The 19036-nt window shown below is 61.2% G+C and carries 20 protein-coding genes; 8 read left to right on the forward strand and 12 right to left on the reverse strand.

Annotated elements, in window-relative coordinates; translation table 11 throughout:
- Positions 1–35: 35 nt before the first annotated feature.
- From CD58_RS27720 to dadA, 5 genes are all read right to left on the reverse strand, one after another.
- A complete protein-coding gene (locus CD58_RS27720; RefSeq protein WP_038436736.1) occupies positions 36–446 on the reverse strand; it encodes a c-type cytochrome in 411 nt (136 codons plus the stop codon).
- Positions 447–628: 182 nt separating this feature from the next.
- Positions 629–1177, reverse strand: coding sequence for a cupin domain-containing protein (locus tag CD58_RS27725; RefSeq protein ID WP_003206841.1), 549 nt, complete (start codon positions 1175–1177; stop codon positions 629–631).
- 128 nt (positions 1178–1305) lie between these two features.
- Complete coding sequence (gene alr / locus CD58_RS27730; RefSeq protein WP_025216118.1) at positions 1306–2379, reverse strand: alanine racemase; 1074 nt, start codon at positions 2377–2379, stop codon at positions 1306–1308.
- Positions 2380–2476: 97 nt separating this feature from the next.
- Positions 2477–2830 carry a RidA family protein gene (locus CD58_RS27735; RefSeq protein ID WP_025216119.1) on the reverse strand — a complete coding sequence of 118 codons (354 nt, stop codon included), beginning with the start codon at positions 2828–2830 and terminating at the stop codon, positions 2477–2479.
- Positions 2802–4106 carry a D-amino acid dehydrogenase gene (dadA, locus tag CD58_RS27740; RefSeq protein WP_025216120.1) on the reverse strand — a complete coding sequence of 435 codons (1305 nt, stop codon included), beginning with the start codon at positions 4104–4106 and terminating at the stop codon, positions 2802–2804. Before dadA ends, CD58_RS27735 begins: the two co-directional genes overlap by 29 nt.
- Positions 4107–4261: 155 nt before the next feature.
- Here dadA and CD58_RS27745 point away from each other — a divergent pair, with 155 nt between their 5' ends.
- Positions 4262–4750, forward strand: a complete 489-nt coding sequence (locus CD58_RS27745; RefSeq protein ID WP_003206849.1) for an Lrp/AsnC ligand binding domain-containing protein — start codon at positions 4262–4264, stop codon at positions 4748–4750.
- Between the two features lie 41 nt (positions 4751–4791).
- Here the strand turns inward: CD58_RS27745 and CD58_RS27750 are convergent, their stop codons facing one another.
- The gene (locus tag CD58_RS27750; RefSeq protein WP_025216121.1) at positions 4792–5145 is read right to left on the reverse strand and encodes a YkgJ family cysteine cluster protein; all 354 of its coding nucleotides are present in this window, start codon (positions 5143–5145) and stop codon (positions 4792–4794) included.
- A 146-nt stretch (positions 5146–5291) separates the two neighbouring features.
- On the opposite strand from CD58_RS27750, the gene CD58_RS27755 reads away from it, so the two are divergent.
- Positions 5292–6605 carry an NAD(P)/FAD-dependent oxidoreductase gene (locus tag CD58_RS27755; RefSeq protein WP_025216122.1) on the forward strand — a complete coding sequence of 438 codons (1314 nt, stop codon included), beginning with the start codon at positions 5292–5294 and terminating at the stop codon, positions 6603–6605.
- A gap of 115 nt (positions 6606–6720) precedes the next feature.
- Here the strand turns inward: CD58_RS27755 and CD58_RS27760 are convergent, their stop codons facing one another.
- Positions 6721–6966, reverse strand: a complete 246-nt coding sequence (locus CD58_RS27760) for a DUF1127 domain-containing protein (protein WP_025216123.1) — start codon at positions 6964–6966, stop codon at positions 6721–6723.
- 179 nt (positions 6967–7145) lie between these two features.
- Between CD58_RS27760 and CD58_RS27765 the strand changes: the two genes are divergently transcribed.
- Both CD58_RS27765 and CD58_RS27770 read left to right on the forward strand, forming a co-directional pair.
- On the forward strand, positions 7146–8579 hold the full coding sequence (locus tag CD58_RS27765) for a PLP-dependent aminotransferase family protein (RefSeq protein ID WP_025216124.1): 1434 nt from the start codon (positions 7146–7148) through the stop codon (positions 8577–8579).
- 61 nt (positions 8580–8640) lie between these two features.
- Positions 8641–10206, forward strand: coding sequence for a phospholipase D family protein (locus tag CD58_RS27770; protein WP_025216125.1), 1566 nt, complete (start codon positions 8641–8643; stop codon positions 10204–10206).
- 122 nt (positions 10207–10328) lie between these two features.
- Here the strand turns inward: CD58_RS27770 and CD58_RS27775 are convergent, their stop codons facing one another.
- Both CD58_RS27775 and CD58_RS27780 read right to left on the reverse strand, forming a co-directional pair.
- Complete coding sequence (locus CD58_RS27775) at positions 10329–11471, reverse strand: MFS transporter (protein ID WP_025216126.1); 1143 nt, start codon at positions 11469–11471, stop codon at positions 10329–10331.
- A 185-nt stretch (positions 11472–11656) separates the two neighbouring features.
- Complete coding sequence (locus CD58_RS27780) at positions 11657–13150, reverse strand: aldehyde dehydrogenase (RefSeq protein ID WP_025216127.1); 1494 nt, start codon at positions 13148–13150, stop codon at positions 11657–11659.
- 239 nt (positions 13151–13389) lie between these two features.
- On the opposite strand from CD58_RS27780, the gene CD58_RS27785 reads away from it, so the two are divergent.
- Positions 13390–13752, forward strand: a complete 363-nt coding sequence (locus CD58_RS27785) for a cupin domain-containing protein (RefSeq protein ID WP_025216128.1) — start codon at positions 13390–13392, stop codon at positions 13750–13752.
- 107 nt (positions 13753–13859) lie between these two features.
- Here the strand turns inward: CD58_RS27785 and rpmG are convergent, their stop codons facing one another.
- Both rpmG and rpmB read right to left on the reverse strand, forming a co-directional pair.
- Entirely contained in the window at positions 13860–14015 is a 156-nt protein-coding gene (gene rpmG / locus CD58_RS27790) for a 50S ribosomal protein L33 (RefSeq protein WP_007894709.1), read from the reverse strand.
- A gap of 11 nt (positions 14016–14026) precedes the next feature.
- A complete protein-coding gene (rpmB, locus tag CD58_RS27795; RefSeq protein WP_003177273.1) occupies positions 14027–14260 on the reverse strand; it encodes a 50S ribosomal protein L28 in 234 nt (77 codons plus the stop codon).
- 436 nt (positions 14261–14696) lie between these two features.
- On the opposite strand from rpmB, the gene CD58_RS27800 reads away from it, so the two are divergent.
- Positions 14697–16283, forward strand: coding sequence for an ABC transporter substrate-binding protein (locus CD58_RS27800; protein WP_025216129.1), 1587 nt, complete (start codon positions 14697–14699; stop codon positions 16281–16283).
- A 135-nt stretch (positions 16284–16418) separates the two neighbouring features.
- Here CD58_RS27800 and radC read toward each other — a convergent pair whose 3' ends face one another.
- Positions 16419–17093 (reverse strand): RadC family protein, encoded by a 675-nt coding sequence (gene radC, locus CD58_RS27805; protein ID WP_025216130.1) that lies wholly within the window; start codon positions 17091–17093, stop codon positions 16419–16421.
- Positions 17094–17238: 145 nt separating this feature from the next.
- On the opposite strand from radC, the gene coaBC reads away from it, so the two are divergent.
- Positions 17239–18447: a bifunctional phosphopantothenoylcysteine decarboxylase/phosphopantothenate--cysteine ligase CoaBC gene (gene coaBC, locus CD58_RS27810; RefSeq protein ID WP_025216131.1), complete on the forward strand. Its 1209-nt coding sequence runs from the start codon at positions 17239–17241 to the stop codon at positions 18445–18447.
- 5 nt (positions 18448–18452) lie between these two features.
- Positions 18453–18908 carry a dUTP diphosphatase gene (gene dut, locus CD58_RS27815; RefSeq protein WP_003206867.1) on the forward strand — a complete coding sequence of 152 codons (456 nt, stop codon included), beginning with the start codon at positions 18453–18455 and terminating at the stop codon, positions 18906–18908.
- Positions 18909–19036 lie beyond the last annotated feature (128 nt).

A 19036-nucleotide genomic window follows, 5' to 3' on the forward strand; every position in this document is an offset into this window, starting at 1 on the left:
TCGTAAGCGGCTGTTTTGTGGAAGAGGCTGGCGTATTACAGGCCAGACATTTCCTTGATGGCGCCCTTGAGGTCGTCATCCGAGCAATCAGCGCAGGTGCCTTTAGGCGGCATGGCGTTGATGCCTGTAATGGCCTTGGCCAGGATGCCGTCAAGGCCGCCCTGGTGGTCGGCGCGTTCTTTCCAGGCAGCCTTGTCACCGATTTTCGGTGCGCCCAGCAGGCCGGTGCCGTGGCAAGCATTGCAATGTTTGGCAATGACATCTTTCGGCGTCTTGGCCGCACCGCCGCCAGCCGAGGCCACGACTTCCATGCCCTTGCATTCCTTCCCCTGAACGCAAACCTGGCCGACGGGTTCTAGGCGCTTGGCGATTTCGTCGTTGGGCGCCGCTTGAGCGCTCGCAGCCCATAGGGCCAATACGGTTGCTGGTGCAGCCAGCATTTTCATAATTAGGTTCACGCGTACACCCTCAATGGTGGCTAGTCACGCCTGCGGCCACGGTTTGCAGGCGGGCGCAAGTATAGCGGTAAGCCCGTCACACTGAAACAACCCCAAAGTCGCAAGGGTCTTGTTTGCAATGACGGCTCATTCCTTGGGCGCCTTTGCCGCACGGCTCGGCGCCTCTTTTTCTAGAAATTGGCCGGTGTAGCTGCGCTGATCAGTCGCGCCGGCACATCGAACGGATTACGGAAACGGTGTGGCTTGGTGCTCTCGAAATAGTAGCTGTCGCCCGCCTCGAGCACGAAAGTTTCGACGCCGACCACCAGTTCCAGCCGCCCCTCCACCAGAATCCCAGTTTCCTCGCCCTCATGGGTGAGCATCTCTTCACCGGTGTCGGCGCCAGGCGGATAGATTTCGTTCAGGAAGGCGATCGCCCGGCTCGGGTGTGCCCTGCCCACCAGTTTCATGGTCACGGCGCCGTCGGAGATGTCGATCAGTTCGTTGGCTTTGTAGACGATCTGAGTCGGTTTCTCCTGAAGGATTTCCTCGGAGAAAAACTCGACCATGGACATGGGAATCCCGCCAAGGACCTTACGCAGCGAGCTGATCGAGGGGCTGACGCTGTTCTTCTCGATCATCGAAATAGTGCTGTTGGTGACGCCCGCGCGCTTGGCGAGTTCACGCTGGGAAAGGCCTTTGAGTTTACGGATGGATTGCAGTCGTTCACCGACGTCCAATGCTGGAGCCTCCAGGGAATCAGGTTGTGTGGAAAGTGAGCGTTATCATGGCGACAGCGTTCAGTATTTACAACACTTTGGCCCGAATCCTGTGCGGTGAAGCGACTTTCGGTAGCTTGCGCGTTGCCTCAACGCCCGGAATAGAGCCGTGGCACCCGGCGCAGGTTGCAGAAAATCTGGTAAGGAATCGTGTCGGCAGCCTTCGCGACATCGCTGGCGAGGATGTTCTTGCCCCATAACTCCACGGTCGAACCGAGCCCGGCCTGGGGAATAGGGGTCAAGTCGACACACAGCATGTCCATCGACACCCGCCCGACCAGTTGACTGCGCTGCCCGTCCACCAGCACCGGCGTACCGCTGGGGGCTTGGCGCGGGTAGCCGTCGGCATAACCCATGGCAACCACCCCGACCCGGGTCGGTTGCGTGGTCACAAAGCGGGCACCGTAGCCCACCGGCTCGCCGGCGGGCAATTCACGCACGCAGATGATCTTCGATTCCAGGGTCATCACCGGTTGCAGGCGCGAGGCGACGGTGTTGGGTTCGTCGAACGGGGTTGCACCGTAGAGCATGATGCCCGGTCGCACCCAGTCGCTTGGCATCTGCGGCCAGCCCAGCACGGCCGGGGAGTTGCGCAGGCTGATCTCTGCCGCCAGCCCCTGGCGGGCCGCCTCGAACACGGCCAGTTGCTCGGTGCTGCAAGGGTCGTGCAGTTCATCGGCGCGGGCGAAGTGGCTCATCAGCACAATCTTCGCCACTTTGCCGCTGGCCAGCAGTCGACGATAGGCGGCCTGATAGTCCGCCGGGTGCAACCCGACTCGGTGCATCCCCGAATCGAGCTTGAGCCAGACCGTGATCGGCTTGCTCAGCGGCGCGTTTTCAATCGCTTCGAGCTGCCACAACGAATGCACCACGCACCAGAAATCATGCTCGACGATCAACGGCAGCTCATCGGCCTCGAAGAAACCTTCCAGCAGCAGGACCGGCCCACGAATCCCGCCGGCCCGCAGTTCCAGGGCCTCTTCGATACAGGCCACGGCGAATCCATCGGCCGCGTCCTGCAAAGCCTCGGCGCAGCGCACCGCACCGTGTCCATAAGCATCGGCCTTAATCACCGCAAGGGCCTTGGCCCCTGTGACATCGCGGGCCAATTGGTAGTTGTGACGCAAGGCTTGAAGGTCGATCAGAGCACGGGCAGGACGCATGGCGGCAGGCTTCTAGACGGTCATGGGATAAAAAACCGGCGCTGGCTGATGGTCTTGACCACCAACAGCGCCGGGAGAGGGATCTTTTTGCCGGGTATTAAGGCAGCGCGGCCACAACGGACAGCTCTACCAGAATCTCCGGTTCGCATAGCTTGGCTTCCACTGTGGCACGGGCCGGGGCAACGCCTTTGGGCAGCCATTGGTCCCAGACCGAATTCATGCCTTCGAAATGGGCCTCGATGTCCTTCAGGTAAATCGTCACCGACAGCAGACGGTGCTTGTCAGTCCCAGCCAGGTCCAGCAAACGCTCGATATTGGCCAGGCTTTCGCGGGTCTGCTGCTCGATACCGGCGCTCATGTCGTCGCCGACCTGCCCCGCCAGGTAAACGGTGCCGTTGTGCACGACAACCTGGCTCATGCGGTCATTGGTGAGCTGGCGCTGGATTGACATGTTTTGCAGACTCCTGGGGTTTACTGCCATAACGGGAAATATCGAGGCCTTCGGCGCTGATCTGCGGCTTTTTCTTCGCCATCAGGTCCGCCAACAAGCGACCGGAACCACAGGCCATGGTCCATCCGAGGGTGCCGTGGCCGGTGTTCAGGAACAGGTTCTTGAAAGGTGTGGCACCCACGATTGGCGTGCCGTCCGGGGTGGTCGGGCGCAAGCCGGTCCAAAAACTGGCCTCGGCCAGATCGCCGCCCTGAGGATAAAGGTCGTTGACGATCATCTCCAGGGTTTCGCGTCGCCGCGGATTGAGGGACAGGTCAAAACCGGCGATTTCCGCCATGCCGCCCACGCGAATACGGTTGTCGAACCGGGTGATCGCAACCTTGTAGGTTTCGTCGAGAATGGTCGAGGTCGGCGCCATCGCCGGGTTGGTGATCGGCACAGTCAGGGAATAGCCCTTGAGTGGATAGACCGGTGCGCGGATTCCAAGGGGCTTGAGCAACTGCGGCGAATAGCTGCCCAGGGCCAGGACGTAACGGTCGGCGGTTTCCAGCTTGCCGTCGATCCAGACGCCGTTGATGCGGTCACCGGCGAAGTCCAGGCGTTGGATATCCTGGTTAAAGCGGAACTGCACACCGAGCTTCACGGCCATTTCCGCCAGGCGCGTGGTAAACATCTGACAGTCACCGGTCTGGTCGTTAGGCAGGCGCAAGGCACCGGCCAGAATGTCGGTGACATTGGCCAAGGCCGGTTCGACCCGGGCAATGCCCGCGCGGTCGAGCACTTCGAACGGCACACCGGACTCTTTCAGCACCGCGATGTCCTTTGCGGCGCCGTCGAGCTGTGCCTGGGTGCGGAACAGTTGGGTCGTCCCCAGGCTGCGGCCTTCGTAGGCGATGCCGGTTTCAGCGCGCAGCTCGTCGAGGCAGTCGCGGCTGTACTCGGACAAGCGCACCATGCGCTCCTTGTTGATGGCATAGCGGCTGGCGGTGCAGTTGCGCAGCATCTGCGCCATCCACAGGTACTGGTCGATGTCGGCGGTGGCCTTGATTGCCAGCGGTGCGTGGCGCTGCAGCAGCCACTTGATGGCCTTGAGCGGCACACCCGGCGCGGCCCACGGCGAGGCATAACCCGGCGACACCTGGCCAGCGTTGGCGAAGCTGGTTTCCATGGCAGGCGCCGGTTGACGGTCGACCACGACGACTTCAAACCCGGCCCGGGCCAGGTAATAAGCACTGACGGTACCGATGACGCCGCTACCCAAGACCAGAACGCGCATGTTGATGCCCTCATCGCGGATAACCGCTGACGTTTGTTATACAAAGCTTTGATGGGCGCAGTGTAAAAAAGATTAGCCAGTGCTTTTCACTATATAACTGCCTATATTTGGCGAGAATTCTCGGCAAAAACCCTTTTCACGGAGGCGCATCACCTGTGCGTACCAATACCCAGACCAAACGCGAGCTGGATAAGATCGACCGCAATATCCTGCGCATCCTCCAGGCGGACGGGCGGATTTCCTTTACCGAGCTAGGGGAAAAGGTCGGCCTCTCTACAACGCCCTGCACAGAGCGGGTACGGCGCCTGGAGCGTGAAGGGATCATCATGGGCTACAACGCCCGGCTCAACCCGCAACACTTGAAGGGCAGCCTGCTGGTGTTCGTCGAGATCAGCCTCGACTACAAGTCCGGCGACACTTTCGAAGAATTCCGACGCGCAGTGCTGAAATTGCCCCACGTCCTGGAATGTCACTTGGTCTCGGGGGATTTTGACTACTTGGTGAAAGCGCGGATTTCCGAGATGGCTTCGTACCGCAAGCTGCTGGGCGACATCCTGCTCAAGCTGCCCCATGTGCGCGAATCCAAGAGCTACATCGTGATGGAAGAAGTGAAGGAGAGCTTGAACCTGCCGATTCCCGATTGAGCCCGGCATCGATCGTTTCCCCCTTTGCGTGGGAACGGTCCCTAAACCAGGACCTGGCGATTGGCAGCCATGTATTCATGGATTTGCTGCTCGACCCGCGGATGGATCAGCTCTACCGGCCGCCGTCCGTTGGGGCACGGCAGCGTCGCAGTGGTGCCGAATAGCCGGCAGATCAGCGGCCGCTCGTCATACACCGTGCAGCCGTTCGGCCCCAGGTGCACGCAATCGAGCGCCTCCATGGCCGCGTCCTGTTCGGCGCGACTTTTTCGCGGCAAGCGGGCCATTTCTTCGGGCGAAGTGGTCACCGGACCACAGCAGTCATGGCAACCCGGTACGCACTCGAACGAGGGAATCTGTTGGCGCAGCGTACGAATTTTTTGACTGTTGCAGCTCATCGAGGCGGTTACCGAGGTGGGACAGTTCACGATTCTGCCCTAAAAGCCTTAGCCCAGACAGCGCCAGCCGACCGGTGTTGCCCGCCCATGAGGCCACGGCTTATGCTCCGTAAAATTTCTCAAACACAATAATCAGGATTACGCACATGAACGCCCGTGTTCAGCAACCTGTCCCGAACCACGCGCACGCCGCCTCTTATTACGCTGCCAGCAGCCTGCCGCAACCGGACCATCCGGCGCTGCAAGGTGATCTGGTAGCGGATGTCTGCGTGGTCGGCGGCGGGTTTTCCGGGCTGAACACGGCGATTGAACTGGCCGAGCGCGGCATGAGCGTGGTGCTGCTCGAAGCGCACAAGATCGGCTGGGGCGCCAGCGGGCGTAACGGCGGCCAGTTGATTCGCGGCGTCGGCCATGGCCTCGATCAGTTCACCCCGGTCATCGGTGTCGACGGCGTACGCCAGATGAAACTCATGGGGCTGGAAGCCGTGGAAATCGTCCGACAACGCGTCGAGCGCTTTCAGATCCCCTGCGACCTCACCTGGGGTTACTGCGACCTCGCCAACAAGCCCGGCGACCTGGAAGGCTTCGCGCAAGAGGCCGAAGAGCTGCGCAGCCTGGGTTATCGCCATCAGACCCGGCTGCTGCAAGCCCATGAAATGCACAGCGTCGTGGGTTCGGATCGCTACGTTGGCGGCCTGGTCGACATGGGTTCGGGCCATCTGCATCCACTGAACCTGGCCCTGGGGGAAGCCGCCGCCGCGCAGCAACTGGGCGTCAGGCTGTTCGAGCAATCGGCGGTCACACGCATCGATCACGGCCCCGAAGTGAAAGTGCATACCCAACAGGGTTCCGTCCGCGCCAAGACCCTGGTGCTGGGCTGCAACGCCTACCTCAATGGGCTCAATGCGCAACTCAGCGGCAAAGTGCTACCCGCCGGCAGCTACATCATCGCCACCGAACCCTTGAGCCAGGCCCAGGCACAGGCCTTGTTGCCGCAAAACATGGCCGTCTGTGATCAACGGGTGGCGCTGGACTATTACCGGCTTTCGGCGGATCGACGCTTGCTGTTCGGCGGGGCCTGTCACTATTCGGGCCGCGACCCGCAGGACATCGGCGCCTACATGCGTCCGAAGATGCTCAAGGTTTTCCCTCAACTGGCGGATGTGAAGATCGATTATCAATGGGGCGGGATGATCGGCATCGGTGCCAACCGCTTGCCGCAGATTGGTCGGCTCAAAGACCAACCCAATGTGTATTACGCCCAGGCCTACTCCGGCCATGGCGTGAATGCCACGCATTTGGCGGGCAAGCTGTTGGCCGAGGCCATCAGCGGACAGCAAAGCGGTGGGTTCGATCTGTTCGATCGGGTGCCACACATGACCTTCCCTGGCGGCAGGCATCTGCGTTCGCCGCTGTTGGCGCTGGGGATGTTGTGGCATAGGTTCAAAGAGTTGGTTTAATCCCCTGTGGCGAGGGAGCTTGCTCCCGCTGGGCTGCGCAGCGGCCCTTCTTTTTTTGCGGTTGCTGCGCAACCGAGCGGGAGCAAGCTCCCTCGCCACAGAGCTTCCTGTTGCTTCACAGCCGCCAGAACGGCTTGAGCCCCTCCTCCCGCGCCAGCTCCGGGCTCAGCCCGATGTCACGTAACTGTTCGGGTGTCAGCTCCAGCAAGGCTTTGCGTGTATGCAGGCGGTGCCAGAACAGACCCCAGCGACCCAGGCAGGATGGCGCGTTGCGCACCATCGCATCGCGCAGCGCCTTCTCCCGCCCTGCCGCCAGTTCCTGACTGTGTAACGTCAGCCGCACATCGCTCAAGCCGTTCATTTTGATCGCTCCTGTTTACTTGGGTAGCCAGAGGTTTCATGATGCGCGGACGGCCTAAAACGATACAGATTCAACCGGTATATTTTATGAACATACAGATTTAGCTTTTTCGCGACTGAATCGTCTTTTTCTGGCCAAACTGTATTGGTTACCGTTTTCCATCTCCTTGGGAGCACACAATGACCCTGTACGTGAACCTTGCCGAATTGCTCGGTACCCGCATCGAACAGGGCTTCTACCGCCCCGGCGACCGGCTGCCATCTGTGCGCGCCTTGAGCACGGAACATGGGGTCAGCCTGAGTACGGTGCAGCAGGCCTATCGCGTACTGGAGGACAGCGGGCTGGCGATGCCGAAACCCAAATCCGGCTATTTCGTGCCGGCCAGCCGCGAACTGCCAGACCTGCCAGCGGTAGGCCGGCCGGCCCAGCGGCCGGTGGATATTTCCCAATGGGATCAAGTGCTGGAACTGATACGCGCCGTGCCGCGTGCGGATGTAGTGCAACTGGGGCGCGGCATGCCGGACATTCATTCGCCAACCATGAAACCGCTGCTGCGCAGCCTGGCGCAGATCAGCCGCCGGCAAGACATGCCCGGCCTGTATTACGACAACATCTACGGCAACCTCGCGCTGCGGGAGCAGATCGCCCGCCTATCACTGGACTCCGGCTGCCAACTGGACCCCGGCGACCTGATCGTCACCACAGGCTGTCACGAAGCGTTGTCCGTCAGCATCCGCGCCACCTGCGAACAAGGCGACATCGTCGCGGTGGATTCACCCAGCTTTCACGGGGCCATGCAAACCCTCAAGGGCCTGGGCATGAAGGCCCTGGAAATCCCCACCGATCCGCTGACCGGCATCAGCCTGGACGCATTGGAACTGGCGCTGGAACAATGGCCAATCAAAGCCATACAGTTGACCCCCAGTTGCAATAATCCGCTGGGCTACATCATGCCCGAGGCCAACAAGCGCGCCCTGCTGACCCTGGCGCAGCGCTTCGACGTGGCGATTATCGAAGACGATGTGTATGGGGAATTGGCCTACACCTACCCGCGACCACGCACCATCAAGTCTTTCGACGAAGACGGCCGCGTCCTACTCTGCAGTTCTTTCTCCAAGACCCTGGCACCGGGCCTGCGAATTGGCTGGGTCGCACCGGGCCGATACCTGGAGCGGGTACTGCACATGAAATACATCAGCACGGGCTCCACCGCGCCACAACCGCAGATCGCCATCGCCGAATTCCTGAAAGGCGGGCATTTCGAACCTCATTTACGGCGGATGCGCACACAATACCAGCGCAATCGCGATGTGATGATCGACTGGGTCAGCCGCTATTTTCCGCCGGGTACCCGCGCCAGCCGCCCGCGAGGCAGCTTCATGCTGTGGGTCGAATTGCCGGACGGCTTCGACACGCTGAAGCTCAATCGAGTCCTCCTCGACCAAGGCGTGCAGGTGGCCGTCGGCAGCATTTTTTCGGCTTCAGGCAAGTACCGCAATTGCCTGCGCATGAACTACGCTGCCAAGCCAACGGCACAGATCGAAGAGGCTGTTCGCAAAGTCGGTGCCGCCGCCATCGCACTGTTGAACGAAACCCGATGCGACACCGTCTGAACTGTACGCAGAGAAGCAGCACCCAATAGCCGATCAACGCAAACAAGCGGAACGATCCTACGTGAGATCCAGACCGATCCTGCATGTGCTTCTGTTTGTCGCCGCGCTACTGAGCGGCTGCGCCAGCTTTGATGTCACCCGCGAGCCCTCCCAGGCGTTACCGGCCTCCGAATCCTCATTCGGCCGCTCGGTCCAGGCCCAGGCCGCGCCCCATGAAGGACAGTCGGGTTTTCGTCTGCTCTCAGACAGCACCGATGCCTTTACTGCCCGGGCGGAGCTGATTCGCAACGCCCAAAGCAGCCTGGACTTGCAGTACTACATTGTTCACGACGGCATCAGCACGCGGATGCTGGTGGATGAACTGCTCAAGGCCGCCGACCGGGGCGTGCGCGTGCGGATTCTGCTGGACGACACCACCAGCGATGGCCAGGACCAGATCATCGCCACCCTCGCCGCTCATCCGCGAATCCAGATTCGCCTGTTCAACCCGCTGCACCTGGGACGCGCCACCGGCGTGACGCGTGGTCTCGGGCGCCTGCTCAATCTGTCGCAGCAACATCGCCGGATGCACAACAAGCTATGGCTGGCGGACAACAGCATGGCCATCGTCGGCGGTCGCAATCTGGGGGACGAATATTTCGACGCCGAACCCAACCTGAACTTCACCGACATCGATCTGCTCAGTGTCGGGCCGGTGGCCGAACAACTGGGGCACGGCTTCGACCAGTACTGGAACAGCGCCCTGAGCAAACCCATCGAGCAATTCCTGTCCCACCGCCCAACCCCCAAGGACTTGGCCAACAGCCGCTTGCGCCTGCAAGAGTCCATGGAGCAGACGCACAAAGAGAATCACGCGCTCTATCAGCAGTTGACCCGCTACAAGACCCAACCGCGCCTGGATACCTGGCGCAAGGAGTTGGTCTGGGCCTGGAACCAGGCCCTGTGGGACGCGCCCAGCAAGGTACTGGCCAAGGATGAACCAGATCCACAATTGTTGCTGACCACACAACTGGCCCCGGAACTGACGGGCGTCAGCAACGAGCTGATCATGATTTCGGCCTATTTCGTGCCCGGCCAGACCGGCCTGGTGTACCTGACCAGTCGCGCCGATGCCGGGGTCTCGGTGAGCCTTCTGACCAACGCCCTGGAAGCCACCGACGTGCCGGCGGTGCACGGCGGTTACGCACCCTATCGCAAAGCACTGCTGGAACACGGCGTACGACTGTTTGAGCTTCGCCGGCAACCGGGCGACAAAGGCAGCAGCCCTCATCTGTTCTACAGCAAGTCATACGGCGAATCGGACTCGAGCCTGCACAGCAAGGCGATCATTTTTGATCGGCGGAAATCCTTCATCGGCTCGTTCAATTTCGACCCGCGCTCAGTGCTGTGGAACACCGAAGTCGGCGTACTGGTGGACAGCCCGGAACTTGCCGGCCAAGTGCGTGAATTGGCCTTGCAAGGCATGGCGCCGGCCTTGAGTTATCAGGCCCGCCTGGAAGATGGAAGGCTGGTGTGGACGACCGAAGACAACGGCAAATTGCATGACCTGGACCGCGAGCCGGGCAGCTGGTGGCGCCGGTTCAATGCCTGGTTCAGCACGACCATCGGACTGGAACAGATGCTTTAGAGGCAGCCCGCTTTTGGTGGCGAGGGAGCTTGCTCCCGCTGGACTGCGCAGCAGTCCCGGCTTTTGCGGTTGCTGCGCAACCGAGCGGGAGCAAGCTCCCTCGCCACGGGATTTGGGTATGTTCAGGCTGTTTGGGGCGCCCCAAAAGCCCCTTGGCGCAACAACAGGATCACCAGCCCGAACGCCCCCGCCGCCATGAACAACGGCAGCGCATGCCCACTGACCCACTGACTGCCCGCCCCCGCCGCCAACGGGCCAATCAGGCAGCCGATCCCCCACAGCTGCGCCACATGGGCATTGGCCCGCACCAGCGCATCGTCGCGGTAACGCTCGCCGATCAGGATCAGCGACAAGGTAAACAAACCGCCTGCGCTGGCGCCAAACAGCACCCACAGCGGCCAGATCAGCACCGTATCGATCAGCAATGGCACCGCCAGGCTCGATAACGTCAGCGCCACTGCACAGCCAGTGAACAACGACCGGCGAGACAGGCGATCAGCCAGGGCGCCGATGGGCAACTGCAGCAAGGCATCACCGACCACCACCGTACTGACCATCGCCAATGCGATGTCGGCGCTGAAGCCTTGGCGCAGGCAATAAATCGGCAACAGTGTCAGGATCATCGCCTCGAATGCCGCGAACAACGACACGGCCCAGGCAATGGCCGGCAAGCCTCGGCAAAACGTCCATAAATCGCCGAAAGTAACGCTGCTGGCCTCACTGGCCGGCGCCCCGCCACGCCCCAGCAACAGCAATGGCGAGACCAGCAGCAAACCGACACCCACCCAGAAACCGTAATCATGACCGGTCCCCAGCGCGCCGAGCAGCAGCGGACCCGACAGCTGGCTCAGGGCATAGCTGCTGCCATACAGCGCTACCAGTCGCCCACGCCAGCGTTCGATGACCAGTTGATTGATCCAGCTTTCACCGAGGATGAAAACCAGGGTCAGGACCACGCCAATCACCAGCCGCAGCACCAGCCAGATCGGATAACTGGGCAACAACGCCAGCAACCCGATGGACACCGCGCCGCCCCACAGGCACAGGCGCATCAACGCCGCCGTGCCGAACCGCGCCGCCAGCCGGCTCGACACCTTCGCCCCGACCAACACCCCAACCGCCGGCATGGCGGCCATCACCCCAATGGCAAACGAGCCATAGCCCCAACTCTCCAGACGCAGCGATACCAGCGGCATGCTCACGCCCAGGGCCAGACCGACACTCAGGACAGACGCCAACACGGCGAAATAGGTCGCCCAACGCATTTCCACGCTCCTGTGGAGGGTTATCTTTCAGTCCTGCGCAAAGCAAATGTGGGAGCGGGCTTGCTCGCGAAGGCGGTTTCACATTCAACAGCTAAGTTGACTGACACTCCGCTTTCGCGAGCAAGCCCGCTCCCACAATGACCTGCGTGACATGTAGCCCCGGACAGGATCCGGGGCCGCCACTGTCAGAGCTTGATCCAGGTCGACTTCAGCTCGGTGTACTTGTCGAACGCATGCAGCGACTTGTCGCGACCGTTGCCCGATTGCTTGAAACCACCGAACGGCGCGGTCATGTCGCCGCCATCATACTGGTTGACCCAAACGCTGCCGGCACGCAGGGCCTTGGCGGTCAGGTGAGCCTTGGAGATGTCCTTGGTCCATACCGCCGCGGCCAGGCCGTACGGCGTGTCGTTGGCAATCTGGATGGCTTCTTCAGCGGTGTCGAAGGCGATGACGGACAACACCGGGCCGAAAATCTCTTCCTGGGCGATTTTCATCGCGTTGCTCACACCGTCGAAAATCGTCGGCTCGACGTAGGTGCCACCGGTTTCCTCGAGAATCCGCTTGCCACCGGCCACCAGTTTGGCGCCGTCATTGTGACCGGCCTCGATGTAGGACAGCACGGTGTTCATCTGCTGGGTATCGACCAGGGCGCCGACGTTGGTCGCCGGGTCCAGCGGATTACCCGGTTTCCAGCCCTTGAGGGCTTCAATCACCAGGGGCAGGAACGTGTCCTTGATGGAGCGCTCGACCAACAGCCGCGAGCCGGCGGTGCAGACTTCGCCCTGGTTGAACGCGATGGCGCTGGCGGCGGATTCAGCGGCGGCTTGCAAGTCCGGGGCATCGGCGAACACGATGTTCGGGCTCTTGCCGCCGGCCTCCAGCCAGATGCGCTTCATGTTGGATTCGCCGGAGTAAATCATCAGTTGCTTGGCGATCTTGGTGGAGCCGGTGAACACCAGCGTATCGACGTCCATGTGCAGGGCCAGGGCCTTGCCGACGGTATGACCGTAGCCAGGCAGCACGTTCAGCACGCCTTTCGGAATGCCAGCCTCGATCGCCAGGGCAGCGATACGGATGGCAGTCAGCGGGGATTTTTCCGACGGCTTGAGCACCACCGAGTTACCGGTGGACAGCGCCGGGCCAAGCTTCCAGCAGGCCATCATCAACGGGAAGTTCCACGGCACGACAGCGCCCACGACGCCCACCGGCTCGCGTGTCACCAGGCCCAATTGGTCGTGCGGGGTCGCGGCCACTTCATCGTAGATCTTGTCGATGGCTTCACCGCTCCAGCTCAATGCTTGCGCAGCACCGGGAACGTCGATGTTCAGGGAGTCGCTGATCGGTTTGCCCATGTCCAGGGTTTCGAGGAGGGCCAATTCTTCGGCGTTCTGCTTGAGCAGGCCGGCGAAACGGATCATGGTGGCCTTGCGTTTGCTCGGCGCCAGGCGCGACCAGACGCCGGAATTGAACGTCGCACGGGCGTTTTCGACAGCACGCTGGGCGTCCGCGACGTCGCAGCTGGCGATCTTGCCCAGCAGGCGGCCATCGACCGGGCTGAGGCAATCAAAGGTTTCGCCGGACACCGCATCGGTGTATTCACCGTTGATGAAGGCGCGGCCTTCGATCTTCAGGTCGCGGGCGCGTTGTTCCCAGTCGGCACGAGTCAGGGTGGTCATGCGTGTGTCCTCCTCTTATTGAGTACGAACGCCACGCAATGCGCAGCGTTTCAAGAATTCCCGGCCAGCCTGGTTGGGCGCTTTTTTTGGCATGGGGCACCCGCCACCCTAAACCAGCGGCCGGTCATGTTTCAATATATTTGACACAACAGCGGCAAACAGCCTTGCGATGTTCGTTTTAATAAACATAGACTTTGGCTCTTCCAGCCATTCGAACCGTCATTACCGGGGTTTACCGCATGAGCATTCAGGACATCGTCGATTTCAGCCAGGCCAATACCGCCGCCGAACGCTATCGCCCGGACCCGGCCAAGGTGTTCAAGGGCGATCCCGAACAAACGCTGTTCAACCACTACAGCAGCCCTTGCGGGCAAATGAACGCGGGCGTTTGGGAAGGCGCCGTCGGCCAGTGGACGGTCAACTACACCGAGCATGAATACTGCGAAATCGTCCAAGGCGTTTCCGTACTGCGCGACGACGATGGCAATGCCAAGACCCTGCGGGCCGGCGACCGCTTTGTAATCCCTGCGGGCTTCCAGGGCACGTGGGAAGTGCTGGAGCCGTGCCGCAAGATTTATGTGGTGTTCGAGCAGAAAGCCTGAGACTTTGCTGCCCCTCAGGCCTGCTCACATGAGTGCCTGGTCGGTCAAACAACAAAAAAGGCCCGTATCTCGCGATACGGGCCTTTTTCGTAAGAAGGAAAAATCAATTACTTGATTTTGCCTTCCTTGTAGATCACGTGCTTGCGAACAACCGGATCAAATTTCTTGATCTCGATTTTGTCCGGGGTAGTACGCTTGTTCTTGTCGGTAGTGTAGAAGTGACCAGTACCGGCGCTCGAGATCAAACGAATCAATTCACGCATGATTAGCTCCCTTAAACCTTGCCATCGCGACGAAGTTCGGCCAGCACGACACTGATGCCACGCTTGTCGATGATACGCATGCCCTTGGCAGATACGCGCAGACGCACAAAACGTTTCTCTTCTTCAACCCAGAAGCGGTGATGCTGCAGGTTCGGCAGGAAACGACGACGGGTTTTGTTGTTTGCGTGGGAAATGTTATTCCCAGTCACCGGACCCTTACCGGTAACTTGACAGACTCTCGACATGCCTCAGCCCTCTAAAACCACATGCCCAACCCGGCATGGGTTGGCCGCTTAATCTCTCAGTCATTTGGCGCCAGGCGCCGCGTTTCTTTAAGGGTCTTACCGGCTACACCTACAGTGAAGGAACCGGGCCCCTAGAAAAGAGCGCTGCTTTATACCAGAAAGACCACAGTGCAACAACAGCCGATGTGATTTGTCTTCGTTGGAAACCCTCGATCAACCGCCCCGGACGGCTGCCGCAAAGGCTGGCGCGGCCGGCGACCACTCGTCGCTACCTTCAGGTTTTTTCAACTGAAGGTGAGTTTGAGTCGTCCACGCGACGACGCAGAGTGCCGGAAAATGCAAAAAGGGGATAGTCATTTGCCAGCGAGCCCACTAGGGTAGGCCTTTTCCAGACTGCACTCGCAGATGGGCCTTCGACTTGCACAGGAAACCGACCATGCGCCTCGCTGCCCTACCATTGTTGCTCGCCCCTCTGCTGATCACCCCGCAGGCCTTGGCCGCCGCCCTGAGCGTCTGCACCGAAGCCAGCCCGGAAGGGTTCGATGTCGTCCAATACAACTCATTGACCACCACCAACGCCTCCGCCGATGTGCTGATGAACCGCCTGGTGGATTTCGACACCGCCAGCGGCAAAGTGGTCCCCAGCCTGGCCGACCACTGGGAAGTCTCGACCGATGGCCTGACCTATGTGTTCAAGCTGCACCCACAGGTCAAGCTCCACCACACCGAATACTTCACGCCGCGCCGCGACCTGACCGCCGAGGATGTGAAATTCAGCTTCGAGCGCATGCTCGACCCGGCGAACCCTTGGCACAAGGTGGCGCAAAGCGGCTTCCCCCACGCCCAGTCCATGCAGTTGCCGGCGCTGATCAAGAAAATCGATGCACTGGACCCGTTGACCGTGCGCTTCACCCTCGATCACGCCGACTCGACCTTCCTGGCGACGTTGAGCATGGGGTTTGCCTCCATTTATTCGGCCGAATACGCCGATCAGTTGATGAAGGCCGGCACGCCGGAAAAACTCAACAGCCAGCCGATCGGCACCGGCCCGTTCGTCTTCAACCGTTTTCAGAAAGACGCTTCGATTCGCTACAAGGCCAACGGTGATTATTTCCGTGGCAAGCCCCAAGTAGATCCCCTGATCTTCGCCATCACACCGGACGCCAACGTTCGCCTGCAGAAACTGCGCCGCAACGAATGCCAGATCGCCCTGTCGCCCAAGCCGCTGGACGTACAAGCCGCCAAGCAAGAGCCTACGCTGAATGTGGCTAACACCGACGCCTTCATGACCGCGTTCGTGGCGATCAACAGCCAGCATCCGCCGCTGGACAAACCCGAGGTGCGCCAGGCCATCAACCTCGCCTTCGACAAGGCCAGCTACCTCAAGACGGTCTTCGAAGGCACAGCCGAAGCGGCCAACGGCCCCTATCCACCGAACACCTGGAGCTACGCCAGGAGCTTGCCCGGCTACGCCCATGACCCGGCCAAGGCCCGTGACTTGCTGGCCAAGGCTGGTTTGAAAAAAGGCTTCCAGACCACTATCTGGACCCGCCCTTCCGGCAGCCTGCTGAACCCAAACCCCAGCCTTGGCGCGCAATTACTGCAGTCCGACCTGGCGGAAATCGGCATTCAGGCGGAAATCCGGGTGATCGAATGGGGCGAACTGATCCGTCGCGCCAAGGCCGGCGAACATGACTTGCTGTTCATGGGCTGGGCCGGCGACAACGGCGATCCAGACAACTTCCTCACGCCGCAGTTTTCCTGCGCGGCGGTCAAGGCGGGCACCAACTTCGCCCGCTACTGCAACCCGGACCTGGACAAACTGATCAGCGCCGGCAAGACCACCAGCGAACAAGGCGTGCGCACCAAGCTCTACGAACAGGCCCAGGCGCAGATCCAGCAACAGGCCCTCTGGTTGCCGTTGGCGCACCCGACTGCCTTCGCCCTGACCCGCAAGGAAGTGCAGGGTTACGCGGTGAGCCCGTTTGGGCGGCAGGATTATTCGAAGGTCAGCCTCAAGTAGCCCTCTGTATGCATTAAAACCTGTGGGAGCGGGCTTGCTCGCGAAAGCGGTGGGTCAGCCAGCATTGATGTCGCCTGACACGACCTCTTCGCGAGCAAGCCCGCTCCCACAGGGATTGCACTTGCCGGATCGCGCCTACATCCACCCATACTCAGCCATCGACAGCGGCTGCCCGTCGCCCACGATGAAATGGTCGAGCACCCGCACATCGATCAACTCCAGCGCCTCTTGCAGTCGATCAGTGAGCAACCGGTCGGCCTGGCTGGGCTCGGTATTGCCGGAGGGGTGGTTGTGGCACAGGATCAGCGCAGCGGCGTTGTGGGCCAGGGCACGCTTGACCACCTGCCGCGGGTAGACACTGGCGCTGTCGATAGAGCCGCGAAACAGCGCCTCGTACGCCAATACCCGGTGACGTGAATCCAGGAACAGGCAACCGAATACCTCATGCGGTTCGTGGCGCAACATGGCCTTGAGGTAGTCGCGCACCGCCAACGGGCTCTCCAGCACCGAGTCTCGGCGCAGGTCTTCGGCCAAATGCCGTCGGCCCATTTCCAGCACCGCCTGCAACTGCGCAAACTTCGCCGGGCCCAGGCCCAGTTGCGCACTGAAGGTAGGCAGGTCGGCTTCCAGCAAAACCCGCAGGCTGCCGAATTGATGCAGCAGGTGTCGCGCCAGGTCCACCGCGCTTTTGCCGGATACGCCCGTGCGCAGGAAAATCGCCAGCAACTCGGCGTCAGACAGGCTTGCAGGGCCCTGGTCCAGCAGTTTCTCCCGCGGGCGTTCCGCCGCAGGCCAATCGCGAATGCTCATAGCACCTCCGTGTGAATTGGGCGCCGCTGTTCCGTAGCGGTCGCTGTGATATCGTAGCCCATCTTTTTTGCAGGCGATTTGCACCCTGGCAGCTGCTGCCATGGGGTTCGCCTTGCACTGACCACTGAAATCGAAAGGCAGGCCTATGCAGCGGCTGTATCGGAAACGCATCGTTCTGGGCGTCGGCGGCGGCATTGCCGCCTACAAGAGCGCCGAGCTGGTTCGCCGACTCATCGACCAGGGCGCGGAAGTACGGGTCGTCATGACCCGCGGCGGCAGTGAGTTCATCACCCCGCTGACCATGCAGGCACTGTCCGGGCACCCGGTTCACCTGGATTTGCTCGACCCCGCGGCCGAAGCCGCCATGGGCCATATCGAACTGGCCAAGTGGGCCGACCTGGTATTGATCGCCCCGGCCACGGCCGACCTGATCGCCCGTCTGGCCCAGGGCATTGCCGATGATTTGCTGACCACGCTGGTGCTCGCCACCGACGCGGTGGTCGCCGTCGCCCCGGCCATGAACCAGGCCATGTGGCGCGACCCGGCCACCCAGGCCAACCTGCAACTGCTCGAAAGCCGCGACCTGAAAGTCTTCGGCCCGGCCTCCGGCAGCCAGGCCTGCGGCGATGTCGGCATGGGGCGCATGCTTGAAGCCACTGACCTTGCCCAGTGCGCCGCCGACTGCTTCCAGCGCCAGGCCCTGACCGGCAAACACGTGCTGATCACCGCCGGGCCGACCCAGGAAAACATCGACCCGGTGCGCTACATCACCAACCACAGCTCCGGGAAAATGGGTTTCGCCCTGGCCGAAGCGGCGGTGGAGGCTGGCGCCCGGGTGACGCTGATCACCGGCCCCGTGCACCTGCCGACCCCGGACCGGGTCACCCGCATCGACGTGGTCAGCGCCCGGGACATGCTCGCGGCCTGCGAAGCCGCCATCCCGTGCGACCTGTTCATCGCCTCGGCGGCGGTAGCGGATTACCGCCCTGAAGTCGTCGCCCCACAAAAATTGAAGAAAGACCCTACGAGCGGCGACGGCCTGCTACTACAAATGGTGCGCAACCCGGATATCCTTGCCACCATCGCCACTCGCCCGGACCGGCCTTTCAGCGTCGGCTTCGCCGCCGAGACCGAACACCTGCTCGACTACGCCGCGCGCAAACTCAAGGACAAGAATCTGGACTTGATCGTCGCCAACGACGTTGCCAACCCGAGCATCGGCTTCAACAGCGAAGAAAACGCCTGCAGCGTGATCGACCGCCAGTTGCACGCCACACTTTTCGCCCAGACCAGCAAGAGCAAGATTGCCCGCCAACTGGTCACTTTTATCGCCGAACGTCTGAACCAGGTTTAATTTTCATGCACGCCTTACAAGCCAAGATTCTCGATCCACGCATCGGCAATGAATTCCCGCTGCCGCAATACGCCACACCGGGCTCCGCCGGCCTCGACCTGCGGGCAATGCTCAAGCAGGACACGATCCTGGAGCCGGGCCAGACCTTGCTGATCCCTACCGGACTGTCGGTGTACATCGGTGACCCGGGCCTGGCCGCGCTGATCCTGCCGCGCTCTGGGCTGGGCCATAAGCACGGCATCGTGCTGGGCAACCTGGTCGGCCTGATCGACTCCGATTACCAGGGCGAACTGATGGTTTCGTGCTGGAACCGTGGTCAAACGGCGTTCAACATCGCCGTGGGCGAGCGCATCGCCCAGCTGGTGCTGGTGCCGGTGGTCCAGGCTCACTTCGAACTGGTGGAAGAATTCGACGAAAGCCAGCGCGGCGCCGGTGGTTTCGGGCATTCGGGCAGCCACTGATCCGGCTGTTTCAAGCCGGGCGTTATGCCCGGCTCGTTTGTTAAGCTTCTGTTTCAGGACGAAAAATGCGCAAGGGCTCTGAGCAAGGTTTTCCCATCCGGAATCAACGTATTAGACCGCTGTGTTCA

This window comes from Pseudomonas brassicacearum, from assembly GCF_000585995.1.
In the GTDB taxonomy this organism is placed as follows: Bacteria; Pseudomonadota; Gammaproteobacteria; order Pseudomonadales; family Pseudomonadaceae; genus Aquipseudomonas; species Aquipseudomonas brassicacearum_A.

Coding starts and splice junctions, on each gene's coding strand:
- CD58_RS27720 (WP_038436736.1), bottom strand. CDS start 446: ATGAAAATGCTGGCTGCACCAGCAACCGTATTGGCCCTATGGGCTGCG.
- alr (WP_025216118.1), bottom strand. CDS start 2,379: ATGCGTCCTGCCCGTGCTCTGATCGACCTTCAAGCCTTGCGTCACAAC.
- CD58_RS27735 (WP_025216119.1), bottom strand. CDS start 2,830: ATGTCAATCCAGCGCCAGCTCACCAATGACCGCATGAGCCAGGTTGTC.
- dadA (WP_025216120.1), bottom strand. CDS start 4,106: ATGCGCGTTCTGGTCTTGGGTAGCGGCGTCATCGGTACCGTCAGTGCT.
- CD58_RS27750 (WP_025216121.1), bottom strand. CDS start 5,145: ATGAGCTGCAACAGTCAAAAAATTCGTACGCTGCGCCAACAGATTCCC.
- CD58_RS27755 (WP_025216122.1), top strand. CDS start 5,292: ATGAACGCCCGTGTTCAGCAACCTGTCCCGAACCACGCGCACGCCGCC.
- CD58_RS27760 (WP_025216123.1), bottom strand. CDS start 6,966: ATGAACGGCTTGAGCGATGTGCGGCTGACGTTACACAGTCAGGAACTG.
- CD58_RS27765 (WP_025216124.1), top strand. CDS start 7,146: ATGACCCTGTACGTGAACCTTGCCGAATTGCTCGGTACCCGCATCGAA.
- CD58_RS27775 (WP_025216126.1), bottom strand. CDS start 11,471: ATGCGTTGGGCGACCTATTTCGCCGTGTTGGCGTCTGTCCTGAGTGTC.
- CD58_RS27780 (WP_025216127.1), bottom strand. CDS start 13,150: ATGACCACCCTGACTCGTGCCGACTGGGAACAACGCGCCCGCGACCTG.
- CD58_RS27785 (WP_025216128.1), top strand. CDS start 13,390: ATGAGCATTCAGGACATCGTCGATTTCAGCCAGGCCAATACCGCCGCC.
- rpmG (WP_007894709.1), bottom strand. CDS start 14,015: ATGCGTGAATTGATTCGTTTGATCTCGAGCGCCGGTACTGGTCACTTC.
- rpmB (WP_003177273.1), bottom strand. CDS start 14,260: ATGTCGAGAGTCTGTCAAGTTACCGGTAAGGGTCCGGTGACTGGGAAT.
- CD58_RS27800 (WP_025216129.1), top strand. CDS start 14,697: ATGCGCCTCGCTGCCCTACCATTGTTGCTCGCCCCTCTGCTGATCACC.
- radC (WP_025216130.1), bottom strand. CDS start 17,093: ATGAGCATTCGCGATTGGCCTGCGGCGGAACGCCCGCGGGAGAAACTG.
- coaBC (WP_025216131.1), top strand. CDS start 17,239: ATGCAGCGGCTGTATCGGAAACGCATCGTTCTGGGCGTCGGCGGCGGC.
- dut (WP_003206867.1), top strand. CDS start 18,453: ATGCACGCCTTACAAGCCAAGATTCTCGATCCACGCATCGGCAATGAA.